The 24,371-nt window shown below is 64.7% G+C and carries 18 protein-coding genes and 2 tRNA genes; 9 read left to right on the top strand and 11 right to left on the bottom strand.

Annotated features, from left to right (window positions below):
• Positions 1 to 10 precede the first annotated feature (10 nt).
• Both KIH77_RS02800 and KIH77_RS02795 read right to left on the bottom strand, forming a co-directional pair.
• Positions 11 to 814: an NlpC/P60 family protein gene (locus KIH77_RS02800; protein WP_219099545.1), complete on the bottom strand. Its 804-nt coding sequence runs from the start codon at positions 812 to 814 to the stop codon at positions 11 to 13.
• A 185-nt stretch (positions 815 to 999) separates the two neighbouring features.
• Positions 1,000 to 1,929 carry a CHAP domain-containing protein gene (locus tag KIH77_RS02795; RefSeq protein ID WP_219099544.1) on the bottom strand — a complete coding sequence of 310 codons (930 nt, stop codon included), beginning with the start codon at positions 1,927 to 1,929 and terminating at the stop codon, positions 1,000 to 1,002.
• Between the two features lie 327 nt (positions 1,930 to 2,256).
• Between KIH77_RS02795 and serC the strand changes: the two genes are divergently transcribed.
• Positions 2,257 to 3,402, top strand: a complete 1,146-nt coding sequence (serC, locus tag KIH77_RS02790; RefSeq protein ID WP_219099581.1) for a phosphoserine transaminase — start codon at positions 2,257 to 2,259, stop codon at positions 3,400 to 3,402.
• A gap of 54 nt (positions 3,403 to 3,456) precedes the next feature.
• On the opposite strand, the gene manA is transcribed toward serC, so the two are convergent.
• A complete protein-coding gene (gene manA / locus KIH77_RS02785) occupies positions 3,457 to 4,779 on the bottom strand; it encodes a mannose-6-phosphate isomerase, class I (protein WP_219099543.1) in 1,323 nt (440 codons plus the stop codon).
• A gap of 125 nt (positions 4,780 to 4,904) precedes the next feature.
• On the opposite strand from manA, the gene KIH77_RS02780 reads away from it, so the two are divergent.
• Positions 4,905 to 5,168, top strand: coding sequence for a DUF2530 domain-containing protein (locus KIH77_RS02780; protein WP_219099542.1), 264 nt, complete (start codon positions 4,905 to 4,907; stop codon positions 5,166 to 5,168).
• A gap of 301 nt (positions 5,169 to 5,469) precedes the next feature.
• Here KIH77_RS02780 and KIH77_RS02775 read toward each other — a convergent pair whose 3' ends face one another.
• Positions 5,470 to 6,753: a sensor histidine kinase gene (locus KIH77_RS02775; protein WP_308283160.1), complete on the bottom strand. Its 1,284-nt coding sequence runs from the start codon at positions 6,751 to 6,753 to the stop codon at positions 5,470 to 5,472.
• 247 nt (positions 6,754 to 7,000) lie between these two features.
• Here KIH77_RS02775 and phoU point away from each other — a divergent pair, with 247 nt between their 5' ends.
• Positions 7,001 to 7,708 carry a phosphate signaling complex protein PhoU gene (phoU, locus tag KIH77_RS02770; protein WP_219099541.1) on the top strand — a complete coding sequence of 236 codons (708 nt, stop codon included), beginning with the start codon at positions 7,001 to 7,003 and terminating at the stop codon, positions 7,706 to 7,708.
• 213 nt (positions 7,709 to 7,921) lie between these two features.
• Here phoU and KIH77_RS02765 read toward each other — a convergent pair whose 3' ends face one another.
• The 4 genes from KIH77_RS02765 to lysS all read right to left on the bottom strand — a co-directional run bounded on the left by KIH77_RS02765 (position 7,922) and on the right by lysS (position 13,420).
• Positions 7,922 to 8,659 carry a phosphoglyceromutase gene (locus KIH77_RS02765; RefSeq protein WP_219099540.1) on the bottom strand — a complete coding sequence of 246 codons (738 nt, stop codon included), beginning with the start codon at positions 8,657 to 8,659 and terminating at the stop codon, positions 7,922 to 7,924.
• Between the two features lie 97 nt (positions 8,660 to 8,756).
• On the bottom strand, positions 8,757 to 9,887 hold the full coding sequence (gene menA, locus KIH77_RS02760) for a 1,4-dihydroxy-2-naphthoate octaprenyltransferase (protein WP_308283158.1): 1,131 nt from the start codon (positions 9,885 to 9,887) through the stop codon (positions 8,757 to 8,759).
• A 90-nt stretch (positions 9,888 to 9,977) separates the two neighbouring features.
• Complete coding sequence (locus KIH77_RS02755) at positions 9,978 to 11,240, bottom strand: MFS transporter (protein WP_219099539.1); 1,263 nt, start codon at positions 11,238 to 11,240, stop codon at positions 9,978 to 9,980.
• Positions 11,241 to 11,728: 488 nt separating this feature from the next.
• Entirely contained in the window at positions 11,729 to 13,420 is a 1,692-nt protein-coding gene (gene lysS, locus KIH77_RS02750; protein WP_219099538.1) for a lysine--tRNA ligase, read from the bottom strand.
• 101 nt (positions 13,421 to 13,521) lie between these two features.
• On the opposite strand from lysS, the gene KIH77_RS02745 reads away from it, so the two are divergent.
• From KIH77_RS02745 to KIH77_RS02720, 6 genes are all read left to right on the top strand, one after another.
• Positions 13,522 to 13,598, top strand: a tRNA-Pro gene (locus KIH77_RS02745).
• Positions 13,599 to 13,678: 80 nt separating this feature from the next.
• Complete coding sequence (locus tag KIH77_RS02740; RefSeq protein ID WP_219099537.1) at positions 13,679 to 14,866, top strand: MFS transporter; 1,188 nt, start codon at positions 13,679 to 13,681, stop codon at positions 14,864 to 14,866.
• Between the two features lie 408 nt (positions 14,867 to 15,274).
• Positions 15,275 to 17,362, top strand: a complete 2,088-nt coding sequence (locus KIH77_RS02735) for a DUF4037 domain-containing protein (protein ID WP_219099536.1) — start codon at positions 15,275 to 15,277, stop codon at positions 17,360 to 17,362.
• Positions 17,363 to 17,401: 39 nt separating this feature from the next.
• Positions 17,402 to 18,094 (top strand): DUF4125 family protein, encoded by a 693-nt coding sequence (locus KIH77_RS02730; protein ID WP_219099535.1) that lies wholly within the window; start codon positions 17,402 to 17,404, stop codon positions 18,092 to 18,094.
• Positions 18,095 to 18,349: 255 nt separating this feature from the next.
• Positions 18,350 to 19,696, top strand: a complete 1,347-nt coding sequence (gdhA, locus tag KIH77_RS02725) for an NADP-specific glutamate dehydrogenase (RefSeq protein WP_219099578.1) — start codon at positions 18,350 to 18,352, stop codon at positions 19,694 to 19,696.
• Between the two features lie 226 nt (positions 19,697 to 19,922).
• Positions 19,923 to 21,359, top strand: a complete 1,437-nt coding sequence (locus KIH77_RS02720; RefSeq protein WP_219099534.1) for a metallophosphoesterase — start codon at positions 19,923 to 19,925, stop codon at positions 21,357 to 21,359.
• Positions 21,360 to 21,424: 65 nt separating this feature from the next.
• Here the strand turns inward: KIH77_RS02720 and KIH77_RS02715 are convergent, their stop codons facing one another.
• The 3 genes from KIH77_RS02715 to KIH77_RS02705 all read right to left on the bottom strand — a co-directional run bounded on the left by KIH77_RS02715 (position 21,425) and on the right by KIH77_RS02705 (position 23,681).
• Complete coding sequence (locus KIH77_RS02715; RefSeq protein WP_219099533.1) at positions 21,425 to 22,084, bottom strand: HAD family hydrolase; 660 nt, start codon at positions 22,082 to 22,084, stop codon at positions 21,425 to 21,427.
• Between the two features lie 250 nt (positions 22,085 to 22,334).
• A tRNA-Ser gene (locus tag KIH77_RS02710) sits at positions 22,335 to 22,422 on the bottom strand.
• A 92-nt stretch (positions 22,423 to 22,514) separates the two neighbouring features.
• Entirely contained in the window at positions 22,515 to 23,681 is a 1,167-nt protein-coding gene (locus KIH77_RS02705) for an MFS transporter (RefSeq protein WP_236024417.1), read from the bottom strand.
• Positions 23,682 to 24,371: the final 690 nt, after the last annotated feature.

Below are 24,371 nucleotides of genomic sequence, written 5' to 3'. Positions count from 1 at the left end.
ACGGTTGGAATCAGAGCGAGCCGCCGCCCATGAAGTTGGCGGAACCGGGGTTCACGGCGCGGACCTGGACGCCGCCGCCGGGGGCGGAGTCGACCATGGTGCCGTTGCCGATGTAGATGCCCACATGGCCCGGAGAACGGCCGGCGTACTTGAAGAAGACCAGATCGCCGGACTTGAGCTGGGAAAGATCCGTGGTCTTGTTCGAGACCATGCCGTAGTACTTCTCAGGCCAGTTGCTGTTGGACGGGTAGCCGAGGGCGAAGTCCACGAGGCCGGAGCAGGTGAACGACGAGGTGCTCACCGTGCCGGTCCAGTTGTAACCGCTGGACTGGTATCCGGCGCCGATGACCGACAGTGCGCGGTTGACGAAGCCGGAGGGCAGCTGCGTCGGGGTCGTGGAGGCGTCGGAGGACGACGTGGACGTGCGTTCGCTGGAGCGGGAAGCCGACTGCGTGGAGGCGAACGGCGAGGTGGAGGCGGCAGCGGCGGCCTTCTTCGCGGCCTCGGCCTGCTCCTTGGCGGCCTTGGCCTCGGCGGCGGCCTGCGCCTTGGCCTCCTTCTCGGCCTTGGATTCGGTCTTGGGAACGTTCAGCGACTCGATGCCGCCGTAGTTGGCATTGGCGTTGACCTCGACCGACGTGGCCTCCTTGAGCATGAGCGACGAACGCGTCTCAACGCCCTTGAAGGAGCGGGACGACGTCACCGGCCCATCGCTTTCGGCGGCGTTCGCGGCGGGAATCACCAATGCGCTGGAAAAAGTGGCCGCCGCCAATACGGCGGTCAGAATGGAAATGGATTTACGTGCTTTCATCATCGTGTCCCAACTGTAGCAGGGTGTCATGAGAAATATGGAGAAAACGTACGCATACGGGGATATTCTCAGGATATTCCAAGGTACGAAGTGATAGGGGTCACAATCCCGGAACCGTCCATGACCGGCGTCTCCGGCCCCTGACGGAATCCTCCCTCATCGGAGGGGAGGACAAGGGGGACATGGCATCAGTAGTGGATGTACTGGAAGTCGTGCACGTTCTTGAAGTTGCGGCTGAACGTCTTGCCATGATACGAGGCGCCGCATTCGCTGGTGGTCACACTGCCGTCGGCGTTGACCTTCTCGACGATGGCCACATGGCCGTACTGGGCGCTGGCGCCCTCCTGACCACGCTGGAAGACCATCACGTCACCCACACGCGGGGTGTTGTCCACCCAGTAGCCGTGGGCACGGGCGGAATCCGCCCACATGGCCCCGTCGCCGAAGTAGGAGCCGACCGGCAGGCCGAGCTGGTGACGTCGGGTGTAGGCCCACCACGTGCACTGCGAGAACGAATACGCGTTGCCGGAATCGCCGGTGGCGTGATTGGGGTTGAAGCCGGCGGGAAGCTCGCCCGCATCGCGGTCCATCAGCGCCGCGACCTTGGCGTTGCTCGCCGTGGACTTCGACATCTGCGAGGCATCGACCTCGTCCACGTTGGAGGTCATGGACCACTGCGCGGAATCGGACACCGGGGTACGGGCCTCGGAACGGGAGACCTGGGCGGTGCCGGCCGCCACAGAGGACGACACATCGTCGGAGGCCATGGAATCGTTGGCGATCACCGAGGAATCAGCCTCGCTCGCCGACGGAAGACCGGTGGAATTGGCGGAGGACGCGTAGGTGAAGCTGCCTGCCGTGGCCGCAAGCAGCGCGAAGGCGGACGCCGTCACGAACTGCTTCTTGTGGGCCTGCTGCCTGGCCGCCTGGCGAAGTGCGCGCCGCGTGCGCGGCACCGCTTCGTTCATCGCCTTGGCCACCTCGGGAACCAGCGCCATCGGGGTGTTCGCGTACACCACCGCAGCGGTATGCGCCGCGCGCACCTCACGTGCACGTCCGGCCGCAGCGTCGTTTGTCGGACGCTGGGCATTGCGTGCCTTATGAGCCGCATGTCTCATTACGAATCACTCCTTGGTCATGAACTACCAAACGACGATGATAACCGTCTCGTATTGCGCCCACAAGTCGGCGATTGCCGCCTCGCCATCATCCCCGAAGATGATTTTCGCCCGACGCCGGGCGTCGGCGGGCGGTTCCGGCCAACACGGCGTCCACCAACCGAACGGTAGAGAAATCAGGGGTTTATCACCATTTCGTCATATTGCATACAGTCTGACGCCATAAACACGGCCGGACCGTCGCATCCATCGAAAACCCCTATATCACACGATGTCCAAATTCTCATATTCTGAGAAAATACAGTCTGCTCACTAGTGTTGGGACTCATGATCGACTCCATGAAAATTCCTTCCTCCATGCTGCCCGAAGACGGCCGTTTCGGCTGCGGGCCAAGCAAAATCCGCCGCAAACAGGTCGCTGCGCTCGCCGAGGCCGGCACCACGCTGCTGGGCACATCGCACCGCCAGTCGCCGGTGAAGCACGTGGTCGCCTCGATTCGCGAGGGTCTGGCGGAATACTTCTCCATCCCCGACGGATGGCAGGTGGCGCTGGGCAACGGCGGTGCCAGCGCGTTCTGGGAGGTTGCCTGTGCGTCGCTGATCGCGAGGCGCGGTGCGTTCGCGTCCTACGGATCCTTCAGCGGCAAGTTCGCCGCAAGCGCCGCCAAGGCTCCGTTCCTCGAGGAGCCTGTCGTCTACAAGGCCGACTTCGGCTCCTGCACGCTGCCGCAGTACACCGACGACGTCGACGTCTACTGCTGGGCGCACAACGAGACCTCCACCGGCGTGATGGCACCCGTGCGGCGCATCGAAGGCAGTCGGGAGCAGGGGGCGCTCACGCTCATCGACGCCACGAGCGGCGCCGGCGGCCTGCCCGTCGACATCGCCCAGACCGACGCCTACTACTTCTCCCCGCAGAAGGTCTTCGGCTCCGACGGCGGACTCTGGTTCGCCATCCTCTCCCCCGACGCCGTCAAACGCGCCGAGGACGTGGAGAACAGCGCCACCCTGGAAGGCGCCCGCCGCTGGGTGCCGCCGTTCCTCTCCCTTACCCAGGCGCTGGCCAACTCGAACAAGAACCAGACGCTCAACACGCCCGCCATCGGCACGCTCGTGCTCATGAACGAGCAGGTGAAGTGGCTCAACGAGCACGGCGGGCTCAAGTGGGCGTCCAAGCGCTGCGCCAAGTCGGCGAAAACGCTGTACTCCTGGGCCGAGAAGTCGGATTACGCCAAGCCGTTCGTCGAGGACGAGTCGATTCGTTCCAACGTGGTCGTGACCATCGACCTCGACGACTCCATCAAGGCGTCCACCGTGGTCTCGGCACTGCGCGAGAACGGCATCGTGGACACGTCCGGATACCGCAAGCTCGGCCGCAACCAGCTGCGCATCGGCGTGTTCCCCTCCGTCAAACCCAGCGACGTGGAGGCCCTCACATACTGCATCGACTACGTGGTGGAGCACCTGCAGTAGCCGATGCGGCGGTCGGGACGGCGACGATTCCCGACGACGCCGGGACCATGACCGCTAGATGCCGGTGGAGGCGACGAGGAAGCCTCCACCGGCATCGTTCGTATGGGCGTCCATATATATATGCGCGTCACCGTCCGCTGCGGGTACGAACACCGACTGGCCACGCTTGAGCGTCATCGCGCCGGCATGCGCCGTATCCACATGCACGTCGTCGCCCAGCGCGATGACCACGCGCGGACGCGCCGGGACCATCGCATCGGCACGGACGGGTCCGCGGCCGGAGCCGTCCGATACGCCGCCGACCGTCAGCGAGAACTCCTCCAAGGCGGGCGGCGCATAGGTGACCGCGTCTCCGGAGATGGGGTGGGTGATTGCCGCGGGCATCGGCGCCCCGGCAGCCGTGACGATGTTGCGCAGGACGTTCGGGATGTCCTTGTGCTTCACCGTCAGTCCGGCGCGCAGCACATTGTCCGAATTGGTCATGATCTCGGCCGCCACGCCATGGATGTAGGCGTGCACGGTCCCCGGAGGCACGACGCATGACTCTCCCGGCCGCAGACGGACCGCGTTCATCATCAGCAGGCACAGCACGGCCGCATCCCCCGGGAACGCCCTGGCCGCGGTGATGGCGTTGTCGAACACGGCGGTGATACGACCGCCCCTCGCCGCCCCGCGCGCACGGCACAGCAACGAGAGCCACGGCACCTCGACGCCGCCGTTCCTTCGCTCCCCGTCCGTCACCGCGAGCGCGAACGCACGGAACACCCGCCGCCGTCTGCCGTCCCAGGTGCGGGAGGCCACCGGCATCATGGCGTCGGCGGCCGCGGCGCCGTCATTACCGCCGTCATCGCCGCCATCGAGGGCATCGGCCATGCGCTGGGCGAGCGGATGGTCCACCAGCCGCAGCGCCGCGATCTGCGCGCGCACGGGCATGAATCCCACGGCGGCGGCGAACGGCTCCAGGGCCACCACCATCTCGAACTTGCCCACGGTGTCCTTGAACGAGCGTTCGGGGGCCTCCAACGGCACGCCGAGCGCGTTCTCCCGGTTGAAGCCCGCCCTCGCCTCGAAATCCACGGGATGCACCTGCAGCGAAAGCGGCCGGTGCACGGCGATCACCTTCATCAGGTACGGCAGCGTCGGCCCCCAGAGCGCCGATGCCCGCTCCCCCAACGCCGCCGTGGGATGGCGCCGGATCCATTCGGCCAGGGGCATGGGCCGGCCATCGTCCGCGACCGTGGAGGAGAACCGCGTATGGCCGCTGAACCAGAGCTCCGCCAATGGTCCGCGAACGTCATGGAAGCGGGGGAACATCGACTGCAGCCTGCAGGCCGACCCCCACGCGTAGCGGCGGAGAAGCGGTTGCATCGGCAGCATGGCCATGATTCCTTTCCACGCCGTCCCGCTGGATGGACGGCGTTCGACGGGCGTCTGACCGGGCCTGGCGGGCTCGCCGGCGCGGCAATCCACCTAAGGATACCCCGAGTTGTAAGGTATTCTCTATGAAATTGGCACCCATTGTTGATCCAGGCGCCCGCAAGCCCGGCCCGAAGCCGGCGCAGGTGGACCTGCATCGGGTGTTCTTCATCGGCACGGCGATGTGGCTGATCGCCGCCGTGATCTGTCTGGTTCTCGTGTTGTGTGGCGTCGACTGGGCGTTCAAATCACTGATTTCCTGCGTCGCCGGCATGATCATCGGCGTGGCACTGCTCACATGGGAGCATTTCAACCGCTGGTATTACCGCCGTCTTGGCAACCAGAAGTGATTCCCTTTGTGTCGTCCTGAACGCAGTCCGTCAGGACGAAGTCGAAGGCTCCCCTTGTCAGGGGAGCTGTCACGCGTAGCTCGACCGAGGGGTAATCGGCACCTCACCTTCTCGGTGAGTTCCGGTTCTTCCCCGGCCTCCCTCTCCGACCGGCTTACGCCGGCCACCTTCCTCGTCAGAGGGAGTTCATGTCGAGATTCTTCGACTCGCTTCGCTCGCTCAGAATGACAATGGGCCACCCCAATCAGCGGATGACAATGGGCCACCCGATCGGCGGATGACAATGGGCCGAGCATGGCCCCTATCGTGTCAGCGGCAGCGTGAAAGTGAAGGTGCTGCCCTTGTTCGGGGCGCTCCATACCGACACCGCGCCATGGTGCGTAAGCGCCACGTGCTTGACGATTGCGAGGCCCAGTCCCACGCCGTCCTTGTTGGCCGCCGCATCCTGATTGCCGCCGCGGTAGAAGCGTTCGAAGATGCGGGCCTGGTCCTCCTTGGCGATGCCGCAACCCTGGTCGACCACACGGATCACCGCATGCTCGCCGTCCTTCGACGGCGACACGGCCACGCCGACCGCGCTGTTCGGCCGCGAATACTCGATGGCGTTCTCGATGAGCTTGCCGATGGCCCCCTGCAACTGCTCGCGCTCCGCATGGACCATCAGCGTGTCGTTGCCGTTGACGACCAGGCGCACGCCGCGTTCGACGGCCTGCGGACGCACCCGCTCGGCGACCTCGCGCACCTGTTCGAGCAGATTCACTCGGTTCGCGTCACTGGGCACCACCTTGGACTGCGCTTTGATGAGCAGCAGGAGGTCGGAGACCAGATGCCCGAGATGCCCCGCGTATTCGCGCACCTGCGACGCCTCCACGAGGATCTGGCTGATGTCGACGTCGTCCTGCTCGAGGTCCTCGCCCAGCGTCTCCAACGCCTTCGTGGGCTTGAGCAGCTGTTCGGTCACATTGGAGACGAAGTCGTCACGCATCTGTGCGAAGCGCCGTTCCTCGCTCACGTCGTTGATGAGCACGATGGTCTTGCCGTCGCTGATCTGCCCGACCGTGACCTTCAGCCAGTTCGGCCGAGAGACGCCCGTGTCGCCGGAGCCGGCGTCGCCCTCGACGGCATCGACCATCGGATCGGCAAAACGCATCGACGTCTCGGTCACGAGCTCGCACGATCGTTTGCCGCCGCTTTCGCGCACGCTGTGGATTGCGGCGAGCACACGGTCGTTCACGATGCGCTCATCGTCGACGATGCCGAGACGGTACGCCGCCGTGCCGGCAATCATCACCTCGTCCTCGTCGTTGACGACGATGGATATGGAGGGGATGACGGCGAGCAGGCGCATGGTCTCGTAGTCGAGCTCCTCATCGTCGTCGTCATCGTCGTCATCGCGGGAACGGCCGCCCCGATATCCCATACGGGCACGCCAGTGGGCAATAGTATCGGCGTTGATGTACCGTGAAAGAAACGGATACGCCCAGTTGTAGAGCTTGGCGAGTATCGCCATAAGCGCGATGATCACCATCACGCCGAACACGACGAGAACTATCGTTGAGAAAACATCCGGGCTGCCTTGCGTCACGGCACCATTGTGTCACGAGTTGCGGCGTTGCAACAAACCGGACGCGGTTCCCGCAGGGATTTCGCGGTCTTCGGGGGCATAAGGGGACGCACGGCGATTCGTTATTGATAAGTGAACAAGCAATGAACACAGGGGTGAACACTCAGACAATTCGGGGTTTACTCTCCGAGTCGGTTGTAGGCCTTTCCCGTTCTTCCCATAGAATAGGAGAGGTTGCACTCAGACCAAATGGAAAGGCAATAGAACAATGCGCGTTATTTTCACCGAGGAGCTGAAGCAGGTGGCTGACGACCTCGACCGCATGGCGCAGGAAGTGCATACGGCGATCGTCGGTGCCGGCAAGGCGCTGCTCGAGTCTGATGTTGAGGCAGCTCAGAACGTTATCGACGGCGATCTTGAGATCGACGCCCTGGAAACCAGCGTCATCAACCAGTGCGTCCAGCTGCTGGCCAAGCAGAGCCCGGTGGCCACCGACCTGCGCGTGGTCGTCTCCACGCTGCGTCTGGCCTCCACGTTCGAGCGCATGGGCGATCTGGCCCGTCACGTCGCCGAGATCGCACGCCGCACCTACCCGGAGTCGGCCCTGACCCCGGAGACCCGTGAGACCTTCGAGAAGATGCAGGCGTTCCTCGACGACACCTCCGCCAAGCTGATCACCGTGCTCGCCAGCCGCGACGACAAGGCCGCCGAGCAGCTGATCATCGACGACGACAAGCTCGACGATCTGCACCACCACATCTTCGACATCGTCAACGGCGCCGACTGGACCGGCAACACGCAGCAGACCATCGACGTCGTGCTGCTGAGCCGCTTCTACGAGCGCTTCGGCGACCACGCCGTCTCCGTCGCCCGTCGTCTGGTCTACATCGTCTCCGGCTTCGACCCTTCGAAGGCCCCGAAGTCCAAGGCCGACGATTCCGCTAACGATCCGTACCTCGCCGCCCCGGCCAAGTAACAAGTAATACGGCTTCGCGGCCCCCGAAATCCCCGCCCGGTCGATGTCCCGGCGGGGATTTTTCGTATCCCGTCCGGTAGGCCGCCCACGGTTGGTCAAGAAATACGGGCGGAAGACGGGCGGAAAGCATACACAACGCAAACAAAAGGGTCCGCCGATGTGCATCGACGGACCCTTCGCGTTATGCGTTATGCCTTATTCAGCAGGACGAAATCACTTGCCCTGGTTGGCGACGGCGGCGGCACCGGCGGCGGCGGCCTCCGGGTCGAGGTACTCGCCACGCGGCTTGATCGGCTTGAAGTTCTCGTCCAGCTCATAGAGCAGCGGGATGGCGGTCGGAATGTTGACCTTGGCGATCTCCTCTTCGCTCAGGCCGTCAAGCATCTTGACGATGGCGCGGAGGCTGTTGCCGTGGGCGGCGATCAGCACGGTCTTGCCGGACTTGAGCTCGGGGATGATCTCGGACTCCCAGTACGGGGTCACGCGGGCCACGACGTTGGCCAGGGCCTCGGTCTCGGGGACCGGGTCGCCGGCGTAACGCGGGTCGTTGTTCTGGGAGTACTGGTCGTTCGGGTCGATCTCGGGCGGCGGGGTGGCGTAGGAACGACGCCACAGCATGAACTTCTCGTCGCCGTACTCCTGACGGATGGCGGACTTGTTCTTGCCCTGCAGGGCGCCGTAGTGGCGCTCGTTGAGGTGCCAGCTGCGCTTGACCGGAATCCACAGGCGATCGGCGGCGTCAAGGGCGATGTTGGCGGTGTTGATGGCACGACGCAGCAGGGAGGTGAAGACGATGTCCGGAAGGACGTTCTTCTCCTTGAGCAGCTCGCCGCCGCGCTTGGCTTCGGCTTCGCCCTGCTCGGTCAGCGGGACGTCCACCCAACCGGTGAACTGATTGGTCTTGTTCCATGCGCTCTGTCCGTGACGGAGCAGTACTAGTTTGTAAGTCATAACTAGCAGTCTAAGCCATTCTTGCGACGAAACACAACGGCCATCCACGGTGTTGGATGACGGCTCGGTGAACTTTCCGGCCGCGGCCCCCGAATCGTCACCATACGGCGCCCACGACGACGCCGACGGCCGCCGCGACGGCGAAAACCAACGTCTGCAGACCGGCAAGACCCAGCGCCCGGCCGAAGTCACGGCGGGAGACGGCGCGCAGCATGGCCACGGTCACGGCCGCGAAGGCGACCCAGGTCGCCAGCCCCCACGGCAGCCACGACATCATCATGACGAGCAGGGCGGCCATCCAGTCGACGGCGCAGCAGACGGCGAGCGCCGCACGCGAGCCCCGCTCCCCCAGTCGTACGGCCACGGTGCGTTTGCCGTGCAGACGGTCGTCGTCGATGTCGCGCATGTTGTTGACCATCAGCAGCATGACCGCATTGAGGCCGACGCATATGGCGGCGAGGATGCCCGTCGCGTCGATGCCGAACTGGCCTTGGGCGAACCAGGCCCGGCTCCATTCGGAGCCGTCGCCGGGCGTGGAGAAATCGATGACGGAGACGTTGGGGATGCCGAATCCATCGAGCGACTGGCAGATGGCGTATTCGGTGCCGAGTGTGGCCACGAGGCCGAAGAATATGAATACGAAGAGCTCGCCGAAGCCGGCGTAGCCATAGGGATGCCTGCCGCCGGTGTAGCCCCAACCGGCGAGCACGCATACGGCGCCGACGGCGATGAGCCAGTATTGATGGGAGATGATGGCGACGGCGAGACCACAGATGCAGGCGAGGAGTGCGGATGCTCCGGCCGCGGCGAGCACGGCCCTCGGTTTCACAAGGCCTGAGGCGACGAGGCGCTGGGGCTTGCCAGTGCCGGATTCAGGGCCGGCGCGATGGGCATCGGTGCCGCGGATGCCGTCGGAGTAGTCGTTGGCGAAGTTGACGGCGATCTGGAGGAACAGGGCGACGCCGGCGCACAGCAGCGTCATGCCGAGAAAACGCGGGAAGGCGCCATCGAGTGCATACCATGGCGTGGCGCAGGGGCCGTAGCCGGATTCCATATCCATCCACGTGCCGTCATCAGCGGCGATGCAGCGCAGTCCCCAGCCGCCTGACCGGGTGAGGACGCCCCACGCCGCCGCCGCGCCGACGACGACCGGCGCGATGGACGCGGGCAGTGTCCTGGGACGTATGCCGTGGAGCCAGAGTCGTGCAAGCCGTATGTTTTGAGTCACGTGCGGTATGGTACCTCCGACGATGCCTTCCGAGATATGGAAAGGCCTCCTCTGCCGAGGAGGCCTATGCCGTGTAATCGGGGATGGGGTCTAGCGCGTCCTGCCGTAGGCGCGGAAGAACATGGCCATGCAGGCGATGTACACCACGCCGACCGACATGACGAGGATGGCGCCGAGCTGCATGCCCATGGCGTCGGATGCCAGGCCCATGAGCGGCGGGAAGATGGCGCCGCCGATGAGGCCGATCATCATGAGCCCGGAGACCTCGTTCTGGCGTTCCGGCAGATGCAGCAGTCCGGTGGTGAGCATGATGGAGAACACGTTGGCGTTGCCGAGGCCCACGAACGCGAGTCCGGCGTAGGCCAGCCACACGGGCAGGCCCGACACTCCGGAGAACAGCAGGAAGCATACGGAGGAGGCGGCCATGAGCGCGCCGCAGACACGCAGCATGGCCTTGCGGCTGAAGCGCTGCAGCAGTACGGATCCGGAAAGGCAGCCGAGCGTGCGGAACGCGAAGTACACGCTGGTGGCGCCGCCCGCCGCCTCGAGGCCGAGACCGGAGTGCTCCATGAGGATCTTCGGCGCGGTGGCGTTGATGCCGACATCCACGCCCACGTGGCAGACGATGCCGAGGAAGCACAGGAGGATGACCGGGTTCCGCAGCAGCGCGAAGCAGCCGGCGATGCTGGTGTGGCCGGCGTCGGGCGCGTTCTCGTGTATTTCGTCGAAGCTCAGCATGGCGAAGGCGAGCACGGCGACGATGAGGTAGATCGGGTAGAGCAGCCACCACTTGCCGAACGTGACGGCGGCCCAGCCGGCGATGAGCGGCGCGATGAACGAGGCGATGGCCTTGACGAACTGGCCGAAGGTGAGCATGCCGGCGAGCTTCTCGTCGTGGGCGAGGTTGCCGACGAGCGGGTTGAGCGAGACCTGCATGAACGTGTTGCCGATGCCGAGCAGACAGAACGAGACCACGATGAACACGAGCTGGGCGTCCTTGGCGGGGATGAGGTAGCCGATGATCGGCAGCAGGCATCCGAGCGCGGTGACGGCGATGCTCAGCAGCACGGTGTGGCGGCGGCCGATGCGGTTCATGAGCATGCCGGCCGGCACGGAGAGCACCAGGAACCAGAAGAACACCATGGTGGTGAAGATGTTGCTCACGGAGTCGGAGAGCCCGAAGTCGGACTGCACGTAGTTGGATGCGGTGCCGACCAGGTCGACGAAGCCCATCACGAAGAACGACATCATGACGGGGACCAGCACGGTGAAGGGCGCGCTGCCGAGCTTGTCGGCCTCGGCCGGGACGTTCCGGGACGCGACCTCCTCGGGAACGGTCTGGGAGTTGCTCATCGGTTACTCTTTTCTGCGTTTCGTGCCGCGGACGGCCACGACGGTTGTGCGATGCCGGTTGCGCCTCCATGGGATTCGCCGGCATGCGCATCTGCGGCAGATATGAAGTAACGCCCTTAATCGATTAACGGAGTTTATTTATTGAACGTTCAAACCGCAAATCGAGACACGCTGGAGGAACTTCGGGACGCGTCGTGGGGCACGGATCCGCGGGAACACGCCGATGGGCGCAAGAACACAACGAAGCGACGAGACGACGGACGGGAACCCGACGCCGCATACGGTTCCCGTTCGTCCTCCGGCATGCAACGGACGGGAACCCGATCTGCGGTTCGATTCCCGTTCGTCACATACCTCGCAACGGATGGGAAACCGACGCCGCCCACGGTTCCCGTTCGTCACACGGAGCACAACGAACGGGAACGGAGCATCCCCTATAACGACATCACCCCTCCACATGGGAGGGGTGACGGAGAGCGCAATGCGGCCTACAGCGCGAGGGGCTTGACCAGCGGGAAGGTGATGGTCTCGCGGATGGTGGCGCCGGTCAGCGCGATGAGCAGACGGTCGATGCCCATGCCCATGCCGCCGGCCGGGGGCATGCCCACACCGAGCGCCTCGAGGAAGTCCTCGTCGATGTCGCACGCCTCCTCGTCGCCGGCGAGCGCGTCCTTGGCCTGGGCGACGAAGCGTTCGCGCTGCACGACCGGGTCGTTGAGCTCGGAGTAGCCGGTGGCCAGCTCGAAGCCGCGCACGTAGAGGTCCCACTTCTCCACGACGCCGGCCTTGGAGCGGTGGCCCTTCACCAGCGGCGAGGTCTCGACCGGGAAGTCGCGCACGAAGGTGGGCTCGTAGAGCTTGTCCTCGTAGAAGTGCTCCCAGAGGTGTTCGACGAGCTTGCCGTGGTTCTCCACCTCGTCGCGCTCCACGCCGAGCTTGTCGGCGATGGCGCCGAGATGCTCGACGGAGGTGCCGGGGTTGTCGGGGCCGCCGTTGGGCACGATCTCCTCGCCGAGCGCCTTGGAGAGGGAGTCGTACATGCTGATGGTCTTCCATTCGCCGCCGAAGTCGTATTCGGTGCCGTCGAGCAGCGTGACCTTGTGGGAGCCGTAGACGTCCATGGCGGTCTTCTGCACGAGCTCCTTGACGAGCTCGCCGATGGTGTCGTACGTGCCGTACGCCTGATACGCCTCGACCATGGTGAACTCGGGGGCGTGCGTGGCGTCGACGCCCTCGTTGCGGAAGTCGCGGTTGATCTCGAACACGCGGTCGATGCCGCCGACGAGGCAGCGCTTGAGGAACAGCTCCGGCGCGATGCGCAGGTAGAGGTCGAGGTCGAACGCGTTCATGTGCGTGGTGAACGGGCGGGCCGCGGCGCCGCCGTGCACGGTCTGCAGCATCGGGGTCTCCACCTCGATGAAGTCGTGGTTCGCGAACGTGTGGCGCAGGGAGGCGACGGCCTTGGAGCGGTTGCGCACCATGTTGCGGATGTTCTCGTCGGCGATCATGCCGATGTACGGCTTGCGGGTGCGGGTGTCCTCGTTGAGGTCCTTGTGCAGGGCGGGCAGCGGCTGCAGCGCCTTGGAGGCGATGGCCCATTCGGTGGCGAACACGGAAAGCTCGCCCGTCCGGGAGGCGATCACACGGCCGCGGATGTACAGGTGGTCGCCAAGGTCGACGAGCTGCTTGAACTGCTTGAGCGAGTCGGCGCCGATCTCGCGCTTGGAGACCATGCCCTGGATCTTCGTGCCGTCGCCGGCGGAGAGCTGGACGAAGCACAGGCCGCCCGCGTTGCGCAGGAACAGCACGCGGCCGGCGATGCCGACCACGTCCTCGGTCTCGTCGCCGGCGTTGAGCTTGCCGTCGTACTTGGCGCGCACGGCCTCGATGGTGTCGGTCACGTCAAGATGCACCGGGTAGGGCTCCATGCCCTCGTTGAGCATCATGGCGCGCTTGGCCACGCGCATCTGCACCTGCTCGGAGTGGGCGAGCGGACCGAATTCCTTGTTGGAGGGATCGACGGCGTCGTCAAGGGAGGCGCCGTCCTTCACACGCTCGGTGATGGCGGCATCCTGCCTGAGGAGCATCTCGGCGCGTTCGACGGTGGTCATGCGGGGGGCGGATTCCTGCTCATGCTCGGCGGAATCAGCGATGGGAGTGTTCTCATTCGACTCAGTCATATCTTCACAGTGTAGCGATGCGGCGATACACGCGGAAAATCACGCGACACGCCGATGTTTTGCCATAAATGGGCACTCGTGTAATATCTATCGAGGTCTTACGGGCTGTAGCGCAGCTTGGTAGCGCGCTTCGTTCGGGACGAAGAGGCCGCGGGTTCAAATCCCGCCAGCCCGACCAGCAAACCCCGCTCTTCACGAGCGGGGTTTTTCATTTTCCTACGCAGTCGCACAACCCATCGCACACGTGGAGAGAAGAAGATGAAGAAAAGCCTTGTCGCGTTGGCCTTCGGCGCGTTTGCGCTCGGCGCCGCGGAATTCGTCATGATGGGCATCCTCGCGCAGGCCGCGCACGACATGCACGTCACCATCCCCCAGGCGGGCCACTACATCTCCGCATACGCGATCGGCGTATGCGTCGGCACGCTCATCCTCGTGTTCGGCCGCCGCATACCGCCGAAGCGGCTCATCCTGCTGTTCATGGCGCTCGTCGTCATCGGCAACGCCATGTCCGCGTTCTCCGTCGGCAGCGGCATGCTCATCCTCGCCCGGTTCATCTCCGGGCTGCCGCACGGCGCGTTCTTCGGCACGGCGACCGTCATCGCCAAGACCGTGGCCGACAAAGGCAAGGAGGCGCAGGCCGTCTCCGCCATGGTCACCGGGCAGACCATCGCCAACATGCTCGGCGTACCGGCCGGCACCATGCTCGGCGAGTTCCTCTCCTGGAGGCTGGCGTTCGGCGTGCTCGCCGTATGGGCGGCCGTCACCATCGCGCTCGTTATCGCATGGATCCCCGCACTGCCGGCCGTGAAGGACGTGGGACTGGCCGGGCAGTTCGCGTTCCTGCGGCGGCGCGGCCCGTGGCTCATCCTCGCCGCCGTGTTCCTTGGCAACGGCGGCGTGTTCTGCTGGTGGAGCTACGTCTCCCCGTGGCTGACCACCGTGGGCGGCTACGATTCCGGATTCGTGCCGATGCTCATGATGCTCGCCGGCTTCGGCATGGTCGTCGGCGGCCTTGTCGGCGGCAGGATCTGCGACGCGTGGCGCTACGCCGGAACCGCCGCGCTCGGCCAGACCATCTCCATGATCGGCCTGGTCGTCGTCTTCCTCATCCCCGGCGGCCACGTCGGCACCGCGGTCATGACGTTCGTCGTGGCGTTCGGCCTGTTCTTCGTCTCCTCGCCGCAGCAGCTGCTCATGGCCAACGCAGGCAAGGGCGGCGGCGAGCTCATCGGCGGCGCGGCCGTGCAGGTGGCCTTCAACTTCGGCAACGCCGTGGGTTCCATCATCGGCGGCGCCGCGTTGAACGCGACCGGCATGAACTACCACTATCCCGCGCTGGCTGGCGCGCCGCTGGCGTTGCTGGCCGTGGTCTGCCTCGCCGTGTATTCGCTGCGTCACGAGACCCATACCGACGCCTACGAGCGACTGCGCCGCGTCGAGGTGTGACGGGCGTCGTGACCGCATCCCCGTCGTCGTCCCAAGCGGAGCCGCGCCACTTTTCGGCATCCTGAGCGGAGCCTCACCACTTTTCGGCATCCCAAGCGGAGCCGCGCACTTTTTGTCATCCTGAGCGGAGCCGCCTGCGGCGAAGTCGAAGGATCTTGAAGCGTCAAAAGATCCTTCGACTCGCTATGCTCGCTCAGGACGACATGATGGCATGAAAAGGGCCCCGCTCAGGATGACATGAGGGAAGAGTCCGCTCAGGTGACGACTCGGGGGAAAGACTCCGCTCAGGTGACCGAAGTGGGCTGTGGGTAATATCACATGGGTTTTACGGCCGTCGTCCGGCATACTCCCCCGCCGGACGTCTAGACTTGATGTGAATACAAACCCGCTATCGAATCAGGGGGATGCATGGGCAACGAAGCGTTTGACGTCAATGGTTTCATCAAGGGTCTCGACGCGATTTTCTCGGCGCATGACGCGGCCACCAAGGCGGAGCCGTATCTGCTGGAATCGCTGGACGAGGCCCGACGGCTCGGCGACGACGCCGGCCAGCTGACGGTCATCAACGAACTGCTGGGATTCTACCGTTCGCAGGGACGTCACGACGACAACCTGCCGCTGGTCAAGGAGTCGTTGGATCTGGCGAAACGCATGGGACTCGAGGGCAGCGACGCCTGGGCGACGACGCTCATCAACGCGGCCACCGCCACCCGCGCGGCCGGCAAGTACGACGACGCCGAGAGGCTCTACCGCGAGGCGCTGGAATCCAGCGAGAGGACGCTGGCGCCGACCGACCGTCGTCTGGCCGCGTTGCACAACAATCTTTCTATCCTGTATTCCGAAACCAACCGTCTGGAACCGGCCGAGCAGGAGCTGCGCAAGGCGCTGTCGATCCTTGAATCGTCGAGTGTGAACGTGACCGAGGACGTGGACGTGGCGTCCACGCACACGAATCTCGCGCTGATCCTCATGAACGAGGGACGCGACGACGAGGCGCTCAAGCACGCGGCCGAGGCGCTGCGCATCTACAAGCGCGGCCATCTGGAAAACAGCGCCCACTTCGCATCGGCGCTGGCCGGCTACGCGCAGGCGTGCTTCCATGCGGGCGATCTCGCGAACGCGGTGCGCGCCTACCGCAAATCGCTGGCCGTCATCGAGGAATGCTACGGCCACAACGACTACTACACGATCACCAAGGAGAACCTCGAAGGCGCGGAGGCGGCCGCGGCCAAGGCCGGCGTCGCCGTGCCGGCCGACGACGGCTCCGACTTCTGGGACGACGAGGGCTCGCGGTTCGCCGACGACTCGGCCACGGCCACGAAGCTTGCGGGCGCGGCGCAGTCGTTCGACTGGCATGTGGACCAGGAGCGTCAGGCGATGACGTCGTCGGCCGCACAGGCGGGTGCCGGCGTGGCGGCCTCCCCGGCGCCGGCCGTACCCGATGCCAGGCCCGTCGCCACGGCACGCCCGGCCATCACCGGACTGAAACTGGCGAAGGAGTACTGGAAGCACTGCGGCAAGCCGATGATCGCCGACCGCTATCCGGAATACAAGGGCCGCATCGCCGCCGGTCTGGTCGGCCACGGTTCGGAATGCTACGGATTCGACGATGAGATCTCGCAGGACCACGACTTCGGCCCGCGCTTCTGCATGTGGCTGACCGACGAGGACTATGCGAAGATCGGCGAGCAGCTGCAGCATGATTACGAGACGCTGCTGCCGAAGGAGTTCATGGGCTTCACGGTGAAGAGCGCCGATTCGGCGACGCCGCGCGCCCAGGGTGCGAACCGGCGCGAGGGCGCGTTCTCCATCGGCGACTTCTTCGAGGGCATCACCGGCTACCGGCAGGCGCCCGGAGACGACCCCTCCAAGGCGCACGAGTGGCTGATGCTCGACGAGGCGACGCTTGCCGCCGCCACCAACGGCCAGATCTTCGCCGACCCGCTGGGCGCGTTCTCCAAGACCCGCCAGGGCTTCAAGGACATGCCCGAGGACGTGCGCATCGCGCTGGTCTCGCGCAGGCTGGGCATGATCTCGCAGGCCGGCCAATACAACTTCCCGCGCATGATCCAGCGCGGCGACGGCGCGGCCGCGTGGCTGTCCATCGAGGAGTTCGTCAAGGCGGTCTCGTCGTTCGTCTACCTCGTCAACGAGCCGATCACCGTGGGATACCTGCCCTACTACAAGTGGCAGTTCGCCGCGCTGCGCAAGCTGTGCCGCGGACCGGTCACGCGCATGGACGACTCGGCCGAACAGCTGGAGACGCTGCTGCGGCTCTCCTCGGCCGCCTGCTTCGGCGGTGCCGGTTTCGGCGAGGGCGGCAAGGGCGCGGGCCCGGTCGTCGACCAGGTGAAGTCGATCATCGACCACCTATGCGCCGAAGTGCTCACGGAGATCCAACGCGACGGCTGGACGCGCAGCGATGAGACGTTCCTCGAATGGCAGCGCCCGTACGTGGAGGAACACATCGCCAACCCCTGGCTCAAGAGCCTGTAGAACCGACCCACGGAACCCATCATCGGAGGCAATGCAATCATGTCCGTCACCAACACGACCAACGAAAGCGCCGACCACACGCTCATCAGCACGCTGTGGTACGACGAGCAGCACGACATCAACGAGCAGGCGCATAAGGCCGAGCTCATCGTGCGCCACGAATGGAACCAGTTCCAGGAGGTCAACAACCAGGGAGGCCGCGCCAACTGCCAGGGCAACTGGCCGACGTTCCACCAGATGCGCATCAGCCAGTTCCTCACCTGGCGCATCGACCTGCTCGACAGCTACGCGCAGGACCTTGACGACGCCGACGCGAACGGCCGCAACCTGCTGACCGAGAAATACGCGCGCATGATGGAATCCACCGAGCCCGAACGCTACCACAAGGAGCTCGAACCCTCGCTGCCGAAGCTCGACCATGAGCGCGTGGAGGCCCAGGAGGCCGTCATCAGGCAACAGGTGCAGTGGGCGCGCGAGTTCCGTGAACGCTATCCCAAGCTCGGCGAGGCCATGCGCGTGCTGACCACCGATCAGGACGAGATCGGCACCACGTCGTTCGAGACGTATCTGCGCGGCGAACTCGGCACGTATTCCGACCGCACGTTCCACAAGTACGCGCTGATGATCATCGACCTGCGCAACGCCGGCGTGAACATCACCGAGCAGACCATCGCCACGACGGTGATCCTCGGTGGCTTCGACGGCCTCGACGAGGCGGAGGCCGCGCAGTAGACTTCGTGGCCCTGCGTGTGGCCCACACGCGGGGCCACGCACGTCCGCACGCAACCCGCAATAGGGTTTTCCTATATGTGGAATAGGTATTCACTTGGGCGGCAATCTGACCTATGATGAAGGTGTTCTCACCAATCAGAGCGTTGCCGCCCTTTCCGCGATCACGTCACGACCATGGCCCATGCCGACCGTGGCATCAGTGTACGTATGCGGCGAAAACACGGCGGCGAGGCTCCCTACATGCTAAGGAGCATGATGCTGAACAACGAATATCTCAAGCGCGTCTACGATCAGGTGGAGCAGCGCGACGGTGACCAGCCGGAGTTCCTGCAGGCCGTTCGCGAGGTCTTCGAATCCCTCGAACCGGTCGTCGAAAAGCACCCCGAATACGAGAAGAACGGCGTCCTCGAGCGCATCGTCGAGCCCGAGCGCATCGTCAAGTTCCGTGTGGCCTGGGTCGATGACGAAGGCAAGGTGCAGGTGAACCGCGGCTACCGTGTTCAGTTCAACTCCGCCATCGGACCGTACAAGGGCGGCCTGCGCTTCCATCCGACCGTGAACGAGGGCGTCATCAAGTTCCTCGGCTTCGAGCAGATCCTCAAGAACAGCCTGACCACGCTGCCGATGGGCGGCGGCAAGGGCGGCTCCGACTTCAACCCGAAGGGCCGTTCCGATGCCGAGGTCATGCGCTTCTGCCAGGCGTTCATGACCGAGCTGTGCCGTCACATCGGCCAGTTCACCGACGTCCCCGCCGGCGACATCAACGTGGGCGGCCGCGAAATCGGCTACCTGTTCGGCCAGTACAAGCGCATCCGCGACGAATACTCCGGCGTGCTCACCGGCAAGGGCCTGGAGTTCGGCGGCTCGCTCGCCCGCACCGAGGCCACCGGCTACGGCGTGTGCTACTACACGGCCGAGGCCCTGCGCGTGCTGAAGAACGATTCGTTCGAAGGCAAGACCGTCGTGATCTCCGGTTCCGGCAACGTGGCCATCTACGCGGCGCAGAAGGCCGAGCAGCTGGGCGCGAAGGTCGTGACCGTCTCCGATTCCAACGGCTACGTCTACGATCCGAACGGCATCAACGTCGACGTGGTCAAGCAGATCAAGGAGGTCGAGCGCGGCCGCATCAAGGAGTACGCCGAGCGCGTGCCGGGCGCCGAATACCATGAGGGCTGCAAGGGCGTGTGGACCGTGAAGTGCGACATCGCCCTGCCGTGCGCCACCCAGAACGAGATCGACGAGGAATCCGCCAAGGCCCTCGTCGCGAACGGCGTCCAGGCCGTGGTCGAGGGCGCCAACATGCCGTCCACCCCGGAGGCCATCGCCGTCTATCAGGAAGCCGGCCTGCTGTACGGCCCGGCCAAGGCCGCGAACGCCGGCGGCGTCGCCGTCTCCGGCCTGGAGATGAGCCAGAACAGCTACCGCCTGTCTTGGACGTTCGACGAGGTCGACGCCAAGCTGAAGAACATCATGGAGACCATCGTCGCCGAATCCCTGGCCGCCGCCAAGGAATACGGTCACGAGGGCGACCTCATGCTCGGCGCCAACGCCGCCGGCTTCGTCAAGGTCGCCAACGCCATGGTCGCCCAGGGCATCCTGTAGCCACATGAGGAGGCGGCCGTCCGCACGTCGGCCGCCTCGTGAACAACCGTGCCGTTCCCGGCACTTCCCGACGCCATGACCATATGGCGGGAACCGGCCCGTCCACCCGTCCACACCGCGGGAGGACGGGCCGGTTTTTCATCCACCGCGAACAGTTCGTGCAGGCTTCAACGTTCCGGCACCTGTTATTCAGGTTGGTGAACCCCACGGATATAGAGTGGTGTCCATGACACTTCGATTTCGCGAGAACGGCACGTTCCGTGTGCTGCAGATGGCCGATATCCAGGACGGTCCCGACGTCAACGAGGATACGATACGACTGATCCGCGAGGCCATCGCCGTCTCCGACCCCGACCTCATCGTGCTCACCGGCGACCAGATCCGCGGATACGACCCCGCCTACATCGACACGTTCCTCCGTCGGCGCGGCGATCGGCCAGGCGCCCATGTGCGCGCCATCACGAAGTTCGAGGCGGCCGTGCAGGGCGTGAAACCCTCGGACGACAACGCCGCCGCGGCCATGAACCGCACGCGAGAGAAGGTGCGCGCGACGTTCTCCTCGTTCCTGGAACCGGCCACGACCGCCGGGGTGCCGTTCGCCGCCACCTACGGCAACCACGACTTCCAATGCGGCGTGCTCGCCGACGAGCAGGACGACATGTATCGCGAATTCCCCGGCTGCCTGAACCGGCGCTGCATCCCCGACACGCCGAGTGCGCTGGCCGCCGACCACAACGACCCGCTGGCCTGCGAGCCGGGCACGTTCGCTTTGCCTGTGGAGGCGTCCGACGGCGCGGGACGCATCACCATGAGCGTGATGATGGTGAACTCCGGCGACTATGCCGGCGAGACCGGCGGCGAGGACGGCGAGCCCGGATCGCACGTGGAAAGCCCCGTCCAGCTTGCCTCCCAGACCGCCGACACCGTCCCCTACGAACTGTACGCGAGCCATTCCCGCGCCCTCGACCTGGCCGACAGCGCCGGATACGGCACGCCCAGCCCCGAGGCCATCCAATGGCTGCACGACGTGCAGCGCCATCTCGGCGAACGCAACGGCGACGGCCGACCGGTGCCGGCCATCGCCTTCCAGCACATCCCCCCGCAGGAGTTCTACCAGTGCCTGCGCGAAGTGCCGGCATGGACCCCATACGCCGTGGAGGGCACACGCACGTTCGCCGGCAAATGCTATCTGCTCGACGAATCGAAATGCCGGCCGGGCTCGCTGCTCGGCGAATCCATCGGCTGCGCCGACGTGAACTGCGGCGAGGTGGAGGCCATGCGCAAGGCCGGCGGCTACTTCGCCCTGTTCGCCGGGCACGACCACAAGAACGCATTCGTCGGCAACGTCGACGGATTCGACCTGGGCTACGCCCCCACCTGCGGATTCACGTCATACGGGCCGAAATCGGCGTTGCGCGGCATCCGCCTGTTCACGTTCCACGAGGACGACCCGGCCGCATACGACACCCGCATGCTCACTTATGGCGAACTCATCGGCCGCCATTCCGGCAACGAGGTGCGCGTGTTCGTCGGCGACCATATCGTGACCGATGGCGCGTCCCTGCGCAACGAACTACGCAAACCGAAGGTGGCGGCCACGGTGGCGCTTACCGGAGCCGCACTCGCGCACGTCGTCTGGCATGGCCTGATCCACCGAAAATAAGCCCGTGCCTGCCAGCCGCGCATCGGTCGCGGCGCGCGGCGAATCCTGCCCGGCCGCCGGTCGCCCTACAGCCGTACGCCGGCCTGCGCCAGCTGGCCTCGGGCGTCCATGGCGTTGACGAACACGAACGCCTGGAATCCGGCGTCGCGCGCGGCCTCCACGTTCCATGGCTTGTCGTCGATGAACACCGACCGCGCCGGGTCGACGCCGAACCGTTCTGCGGCGAGCTCGTAGATGCGCCTATCCGGCTTCTTCAGACGTTCCACGGACGAGACGACGACGTCGTTCAGCAGCCGCATCGCCGGATACCGGTCCTGCGCGTAGGCTACCGCGTCGGCGGTGAAGTTCGTCAGCCCCCAGGTGGGGACGCCGCGCGCATGCAGCAGTTCAAGCAGCGTGTCCATGCCCGGAATCATGCCGCGGAACGCCAGATCACGATGGGCGAGGTAGAGGTCGAACGCTTCCTCCCCGCGCTCCCCCGCATGACGGCGGCGGTAGTCGGCGGCGGCCTCGGCGGCATCCATGCCGGCGTCGAGCAGGCCGTCGTAATGCCAGAATCCGTAGTCGGCGTCCTTGTCGTAGAACGCCTTCCACACGTCCACGGACGACCGTTCGGCGAACAGGTCGTAGGTGCCGCCCTTCGGGTCCCACTGCAGCAGTACATCGCAGAAGTCAAAAATGACGTTGGCCTCTTCGGAACGACGGTTTTTCGGCGTATACGGCATCGGAATCCCCCTGATGTTGGCTGTTACTAGGCCACTGTACTCCCGTGTTGCCGTTCACTCTTTTCAACGGGGCTAGAAAGAGTGAATAGGAACCATTCTCAACAGAACATGACATTCCCGGAATCTCAACGATTGCGCAGTTGCATAATGTTGCGTTTCGACCATTTGACGATTCACTCTTTTACAGGGTGGAAAAAGAGTGAACCGGTCGGCAACGAAAAAGGCTCCCGGGAAGGTTCCCGGGAGCCGATGGCGGACAGGGCGAGATTCGAACTCGCGGAAGCTTGCGCTTCAACGGTTTTCAAGACCGTCTCTTTAGACCGCTCAGACACCTGTCCATGCGATGCACGGCCGTCGTGGACGACGTTCGTGCAAAAGCACGCGTTACATCATAATCCATAATGCGGGTTTCGCCAAACCCTGCGGGACGTCACGCCTTGGCGGCACCGCCCCCGGCGGCCTCGCGACGCTTGAGGTCGACGTTGAGCCACACGGCGGTCAGGAACGCGCACACGGCGAACACGGCGCCGAACGGCCCGAGCCAGCGCATGCCGATATGGTCGGTCACCAAGCCGCCGACGGCCGAACCCAGCGCGATGCCGATGTTGAACGACATCGAATTGAACGACGAGGCGAGGTTCAGCGAGCCGGGATGCGTGGCGGCGGCCACGTCCATGTACAGCACCTGCGAGGCGGTATTCTGCAGATACATGAGGAATCCGAGCACCAGCAGCACCACGCATCCGACCACGATGTTGAGCACGGCGAACGGCAGCGCCGCCATGAACACCGCCTGAATCAGATAGATGGGCCGCCCCTTGACCAGCGGTACGACGCCGCGGCCACGGTCGCCGAGCTTGCCGCCGTACAGGTTGCTGGCGAGGCATGCCACGCCGTACGCGCCCAACGCCAATGAAATGTACTGCGCGGGGATGCCGATCTCCTGTTCAAGAATCGGCGTGAGATACGTATAGAACACGTAGGTCGACGCCGCCGCGAACACGACGGCGAGGATGCCGCCCCAGATGCGCTTCTCGGTGAAGATGAAGAACTGCGCGAGGAAGCGCGACTTCGGCCCGTAATGGTTCTTCGGCAGCACGAGGCACATGACCACGATGAGCACGACGGTGAGGATGTTGATGACGTGGAACGCCCAACGCCAGCCGAACGCGTTCGCGATGGACGTGCCAATCGGCACGCCGAACACTGAGGCGATGGAGAAGCCGGAGAACACCCAGGCCACGAACTTGGTGCGGTTGCGTTTGGAGGCGACGTCGTCGGCGAAGGTCATGGAGACGGCGACCGTGGTGCCGGAGATGAGCGCGATGACGATTCGGGCGGCCACGAGCATGCCGTAGCCGACGGCGAACGCGCACATGAGATTGCCGATGAGAAAGACCACAGCGAGGAAGATCATGGTGCGGAAGCGTTCGAACCGGGAGCTGATGGACGCGCCGATGGGCGTGGCCGGCGCGTAGACGAACGCGAACAGCGAGACGAGGCCGCCGACCGTGGTGAGCGGCACGTTCAGACCTTCGGCGATGTCGGGCAGGATGCCGACGACGATGAACTCGCTCATGCCAAGCATGAAGCTCATGGAGATGAGCGAGATGACCGGCAGGGTGAAGAAGCGGCCGGCGCCGGGGGCTGAGGCGGGGCGGCCGGCGGATGCGGCGGACTCCACCGCCGCCTTGGAGGATTCGCTCTTGACGTTCTTCTGACTGGCGCTGTTCTGCTCCTGCGTCATCGTTGGTCTCTTCCATACGAGGCCCGCCGTCGTAGCCATCGAAGGTCATCTCAGCGACGCCTCGGGCACGGTCGAACGGGATTGTTGGTTTACTCGGAACGAGAAAAAAGTAACGCTGTCATCCGACAATTATCAGCGTTTACGACACGCTAACAATTGCAGTAGAGACAGCGCTTGCGCACAGTTGACGCAGCATGATTTTGGCGCCATGCCACGGAAGAAAGATTCATGACCATGTTGCGTTCCGTGCCGGAATATCGCGGCAGGGAACGACGACGGTCGTCATGATTGCATTCCCTGACACGACGCCCAGCACCCGACTTCGGGGAATCATTGAAATTCCAACGATTGCCAGAAGCGCCCGCATCCGTGACGCGGCACGGAACGCGCGCAGATACGACAATGCGGTTCCGTGCCACGGATGTATGGCACGGAACCGCATCATGCGTCAATCAATGATTCCCTGACGGAATCAGGCCTCCAACTTAGACGAACAGCCCAGTGGACTGTTCGTAGCAGGAGGCGAAGCATCGGGCCTCA

The sequence above is a fragment of the Bifidobacterium pluvialisilvae genome (assembly GCF_019331695.1).
Lineage (GTDB): Bacteria > Actinomycetota > Actinomycetes > Actinomycetales > Bifidobacteriaceae > Galliscardovia > Galliscardovia pluvialisilvae.
Note: the sequence above shows the minus strand (reverse complement) of the source record. Positions and strands in the feature narration are given on the sequence as shown.

Coding starts and splice junctions, on each gene's coding strand:
- KIH77_RS02800 (WP_219099545.1), bottom strand. CDS start 814: ATGATGAAAGCACGTAAATCCATTTCCATTCTGACCGCCGTATTGGCG.
- KIH77_RS02795 (WP_219099544.1), bottom strand. CDS start 1,929: ATGAGACATGCGGCTCATAAGGCACGCAATGCCCAGCGTCCGACAAAC.
- serC (WP_219099581.1), top strand. CDS start 2,257: ATGATCGACTCCATGAAAATTCCTTCCTCCATGCTGCCCGAAGACGGC.
- manA (WP_219099543.1), bottom strand. CDS start 4,779: ATGCTGCCGATGCAACCGCTTCTCCGCCGCTACGCGTGGGGGTCGGCC.
- KIH77_RS02780 (WP_219099542.1), top strand. CDS start 4,905: ATGAAATTGGCACCCATTGTTGATCCAGGCGCCCGCAAGCCCGGCCCG.
- phoU (WP_219099541.1), top strand. CDS start 7,001: ATGCGCGTTATTTTCACCGAGGAGCTGAAGCAGGTGGCTGACGACCTC.
- KIH77_RS02765 (WP_219099540.1), bottom strand. CDS start 8,659: ATGACTTACAAACTAGTACTGCTCCGTCACGGACAGAGCGCATGGAAC.
- KIH77_RS02755 (WP_219099539.1), bottom strand. CDS start 11,240: ATGAGCAACTCCCAGACCGTTCCCGAGGAGGTCGCGTCCCGGAACGTC.
- lysS (WP_219099538.1), bottom strand. CDS start 13,420: ATGACTGAGTCGAATGAGAACACTCCCATCGCTGATTCCGCCGAGCAT.
- KIH77_RS02740 (WP_219099537.1), top strand. CDS start 13,679: ATGAAGAAAAGCCTTGTCGCGTTGGCCTTCGGCGCGTTTGCGCTCGGC.
- KIH77_RS02735 (WP_219099536.1), top strand. CDS start 15,275: ATGGGCAACGAAGCGTTTGACGTCAATGGTTTCATCAAGGGTCTCGAC.
- KIH77_RS02730 (WP_219099535.1), top strand. CDS start 17,402: ATGTCCGTCACCAACACGACCAACGAAAGCGCCGACCACACGCTCATC.
- gdhA (WP_219099578.1), top strand. CDS start 18,350: ATGCTGAACAACGAATATCTCAAGCGCGTCTACGATCAGGTGGAGCAG.
- KIH77_RS02720 (WP_219099534.1), top strand. CDS start 19,923: ATGACACTTCGATTTCGCGAGAACGGCACGTTCCGTGTGCTGCAGATG.
- KIH77_RS02715 (WP_219099533.1), bottom strand. CDS start 22,084: ATGCCGTATACGCCGAAAAACCGTCGTTCCGAAGAGGCCAACGTCATT.
- KIH77_RS02705 (WP_236024417.1), bottom strand. CDS start 23,681: ATGAGCTTCATGCTTGGCATGAGCGAGTTCATCGTCGTCGGCATCCTG.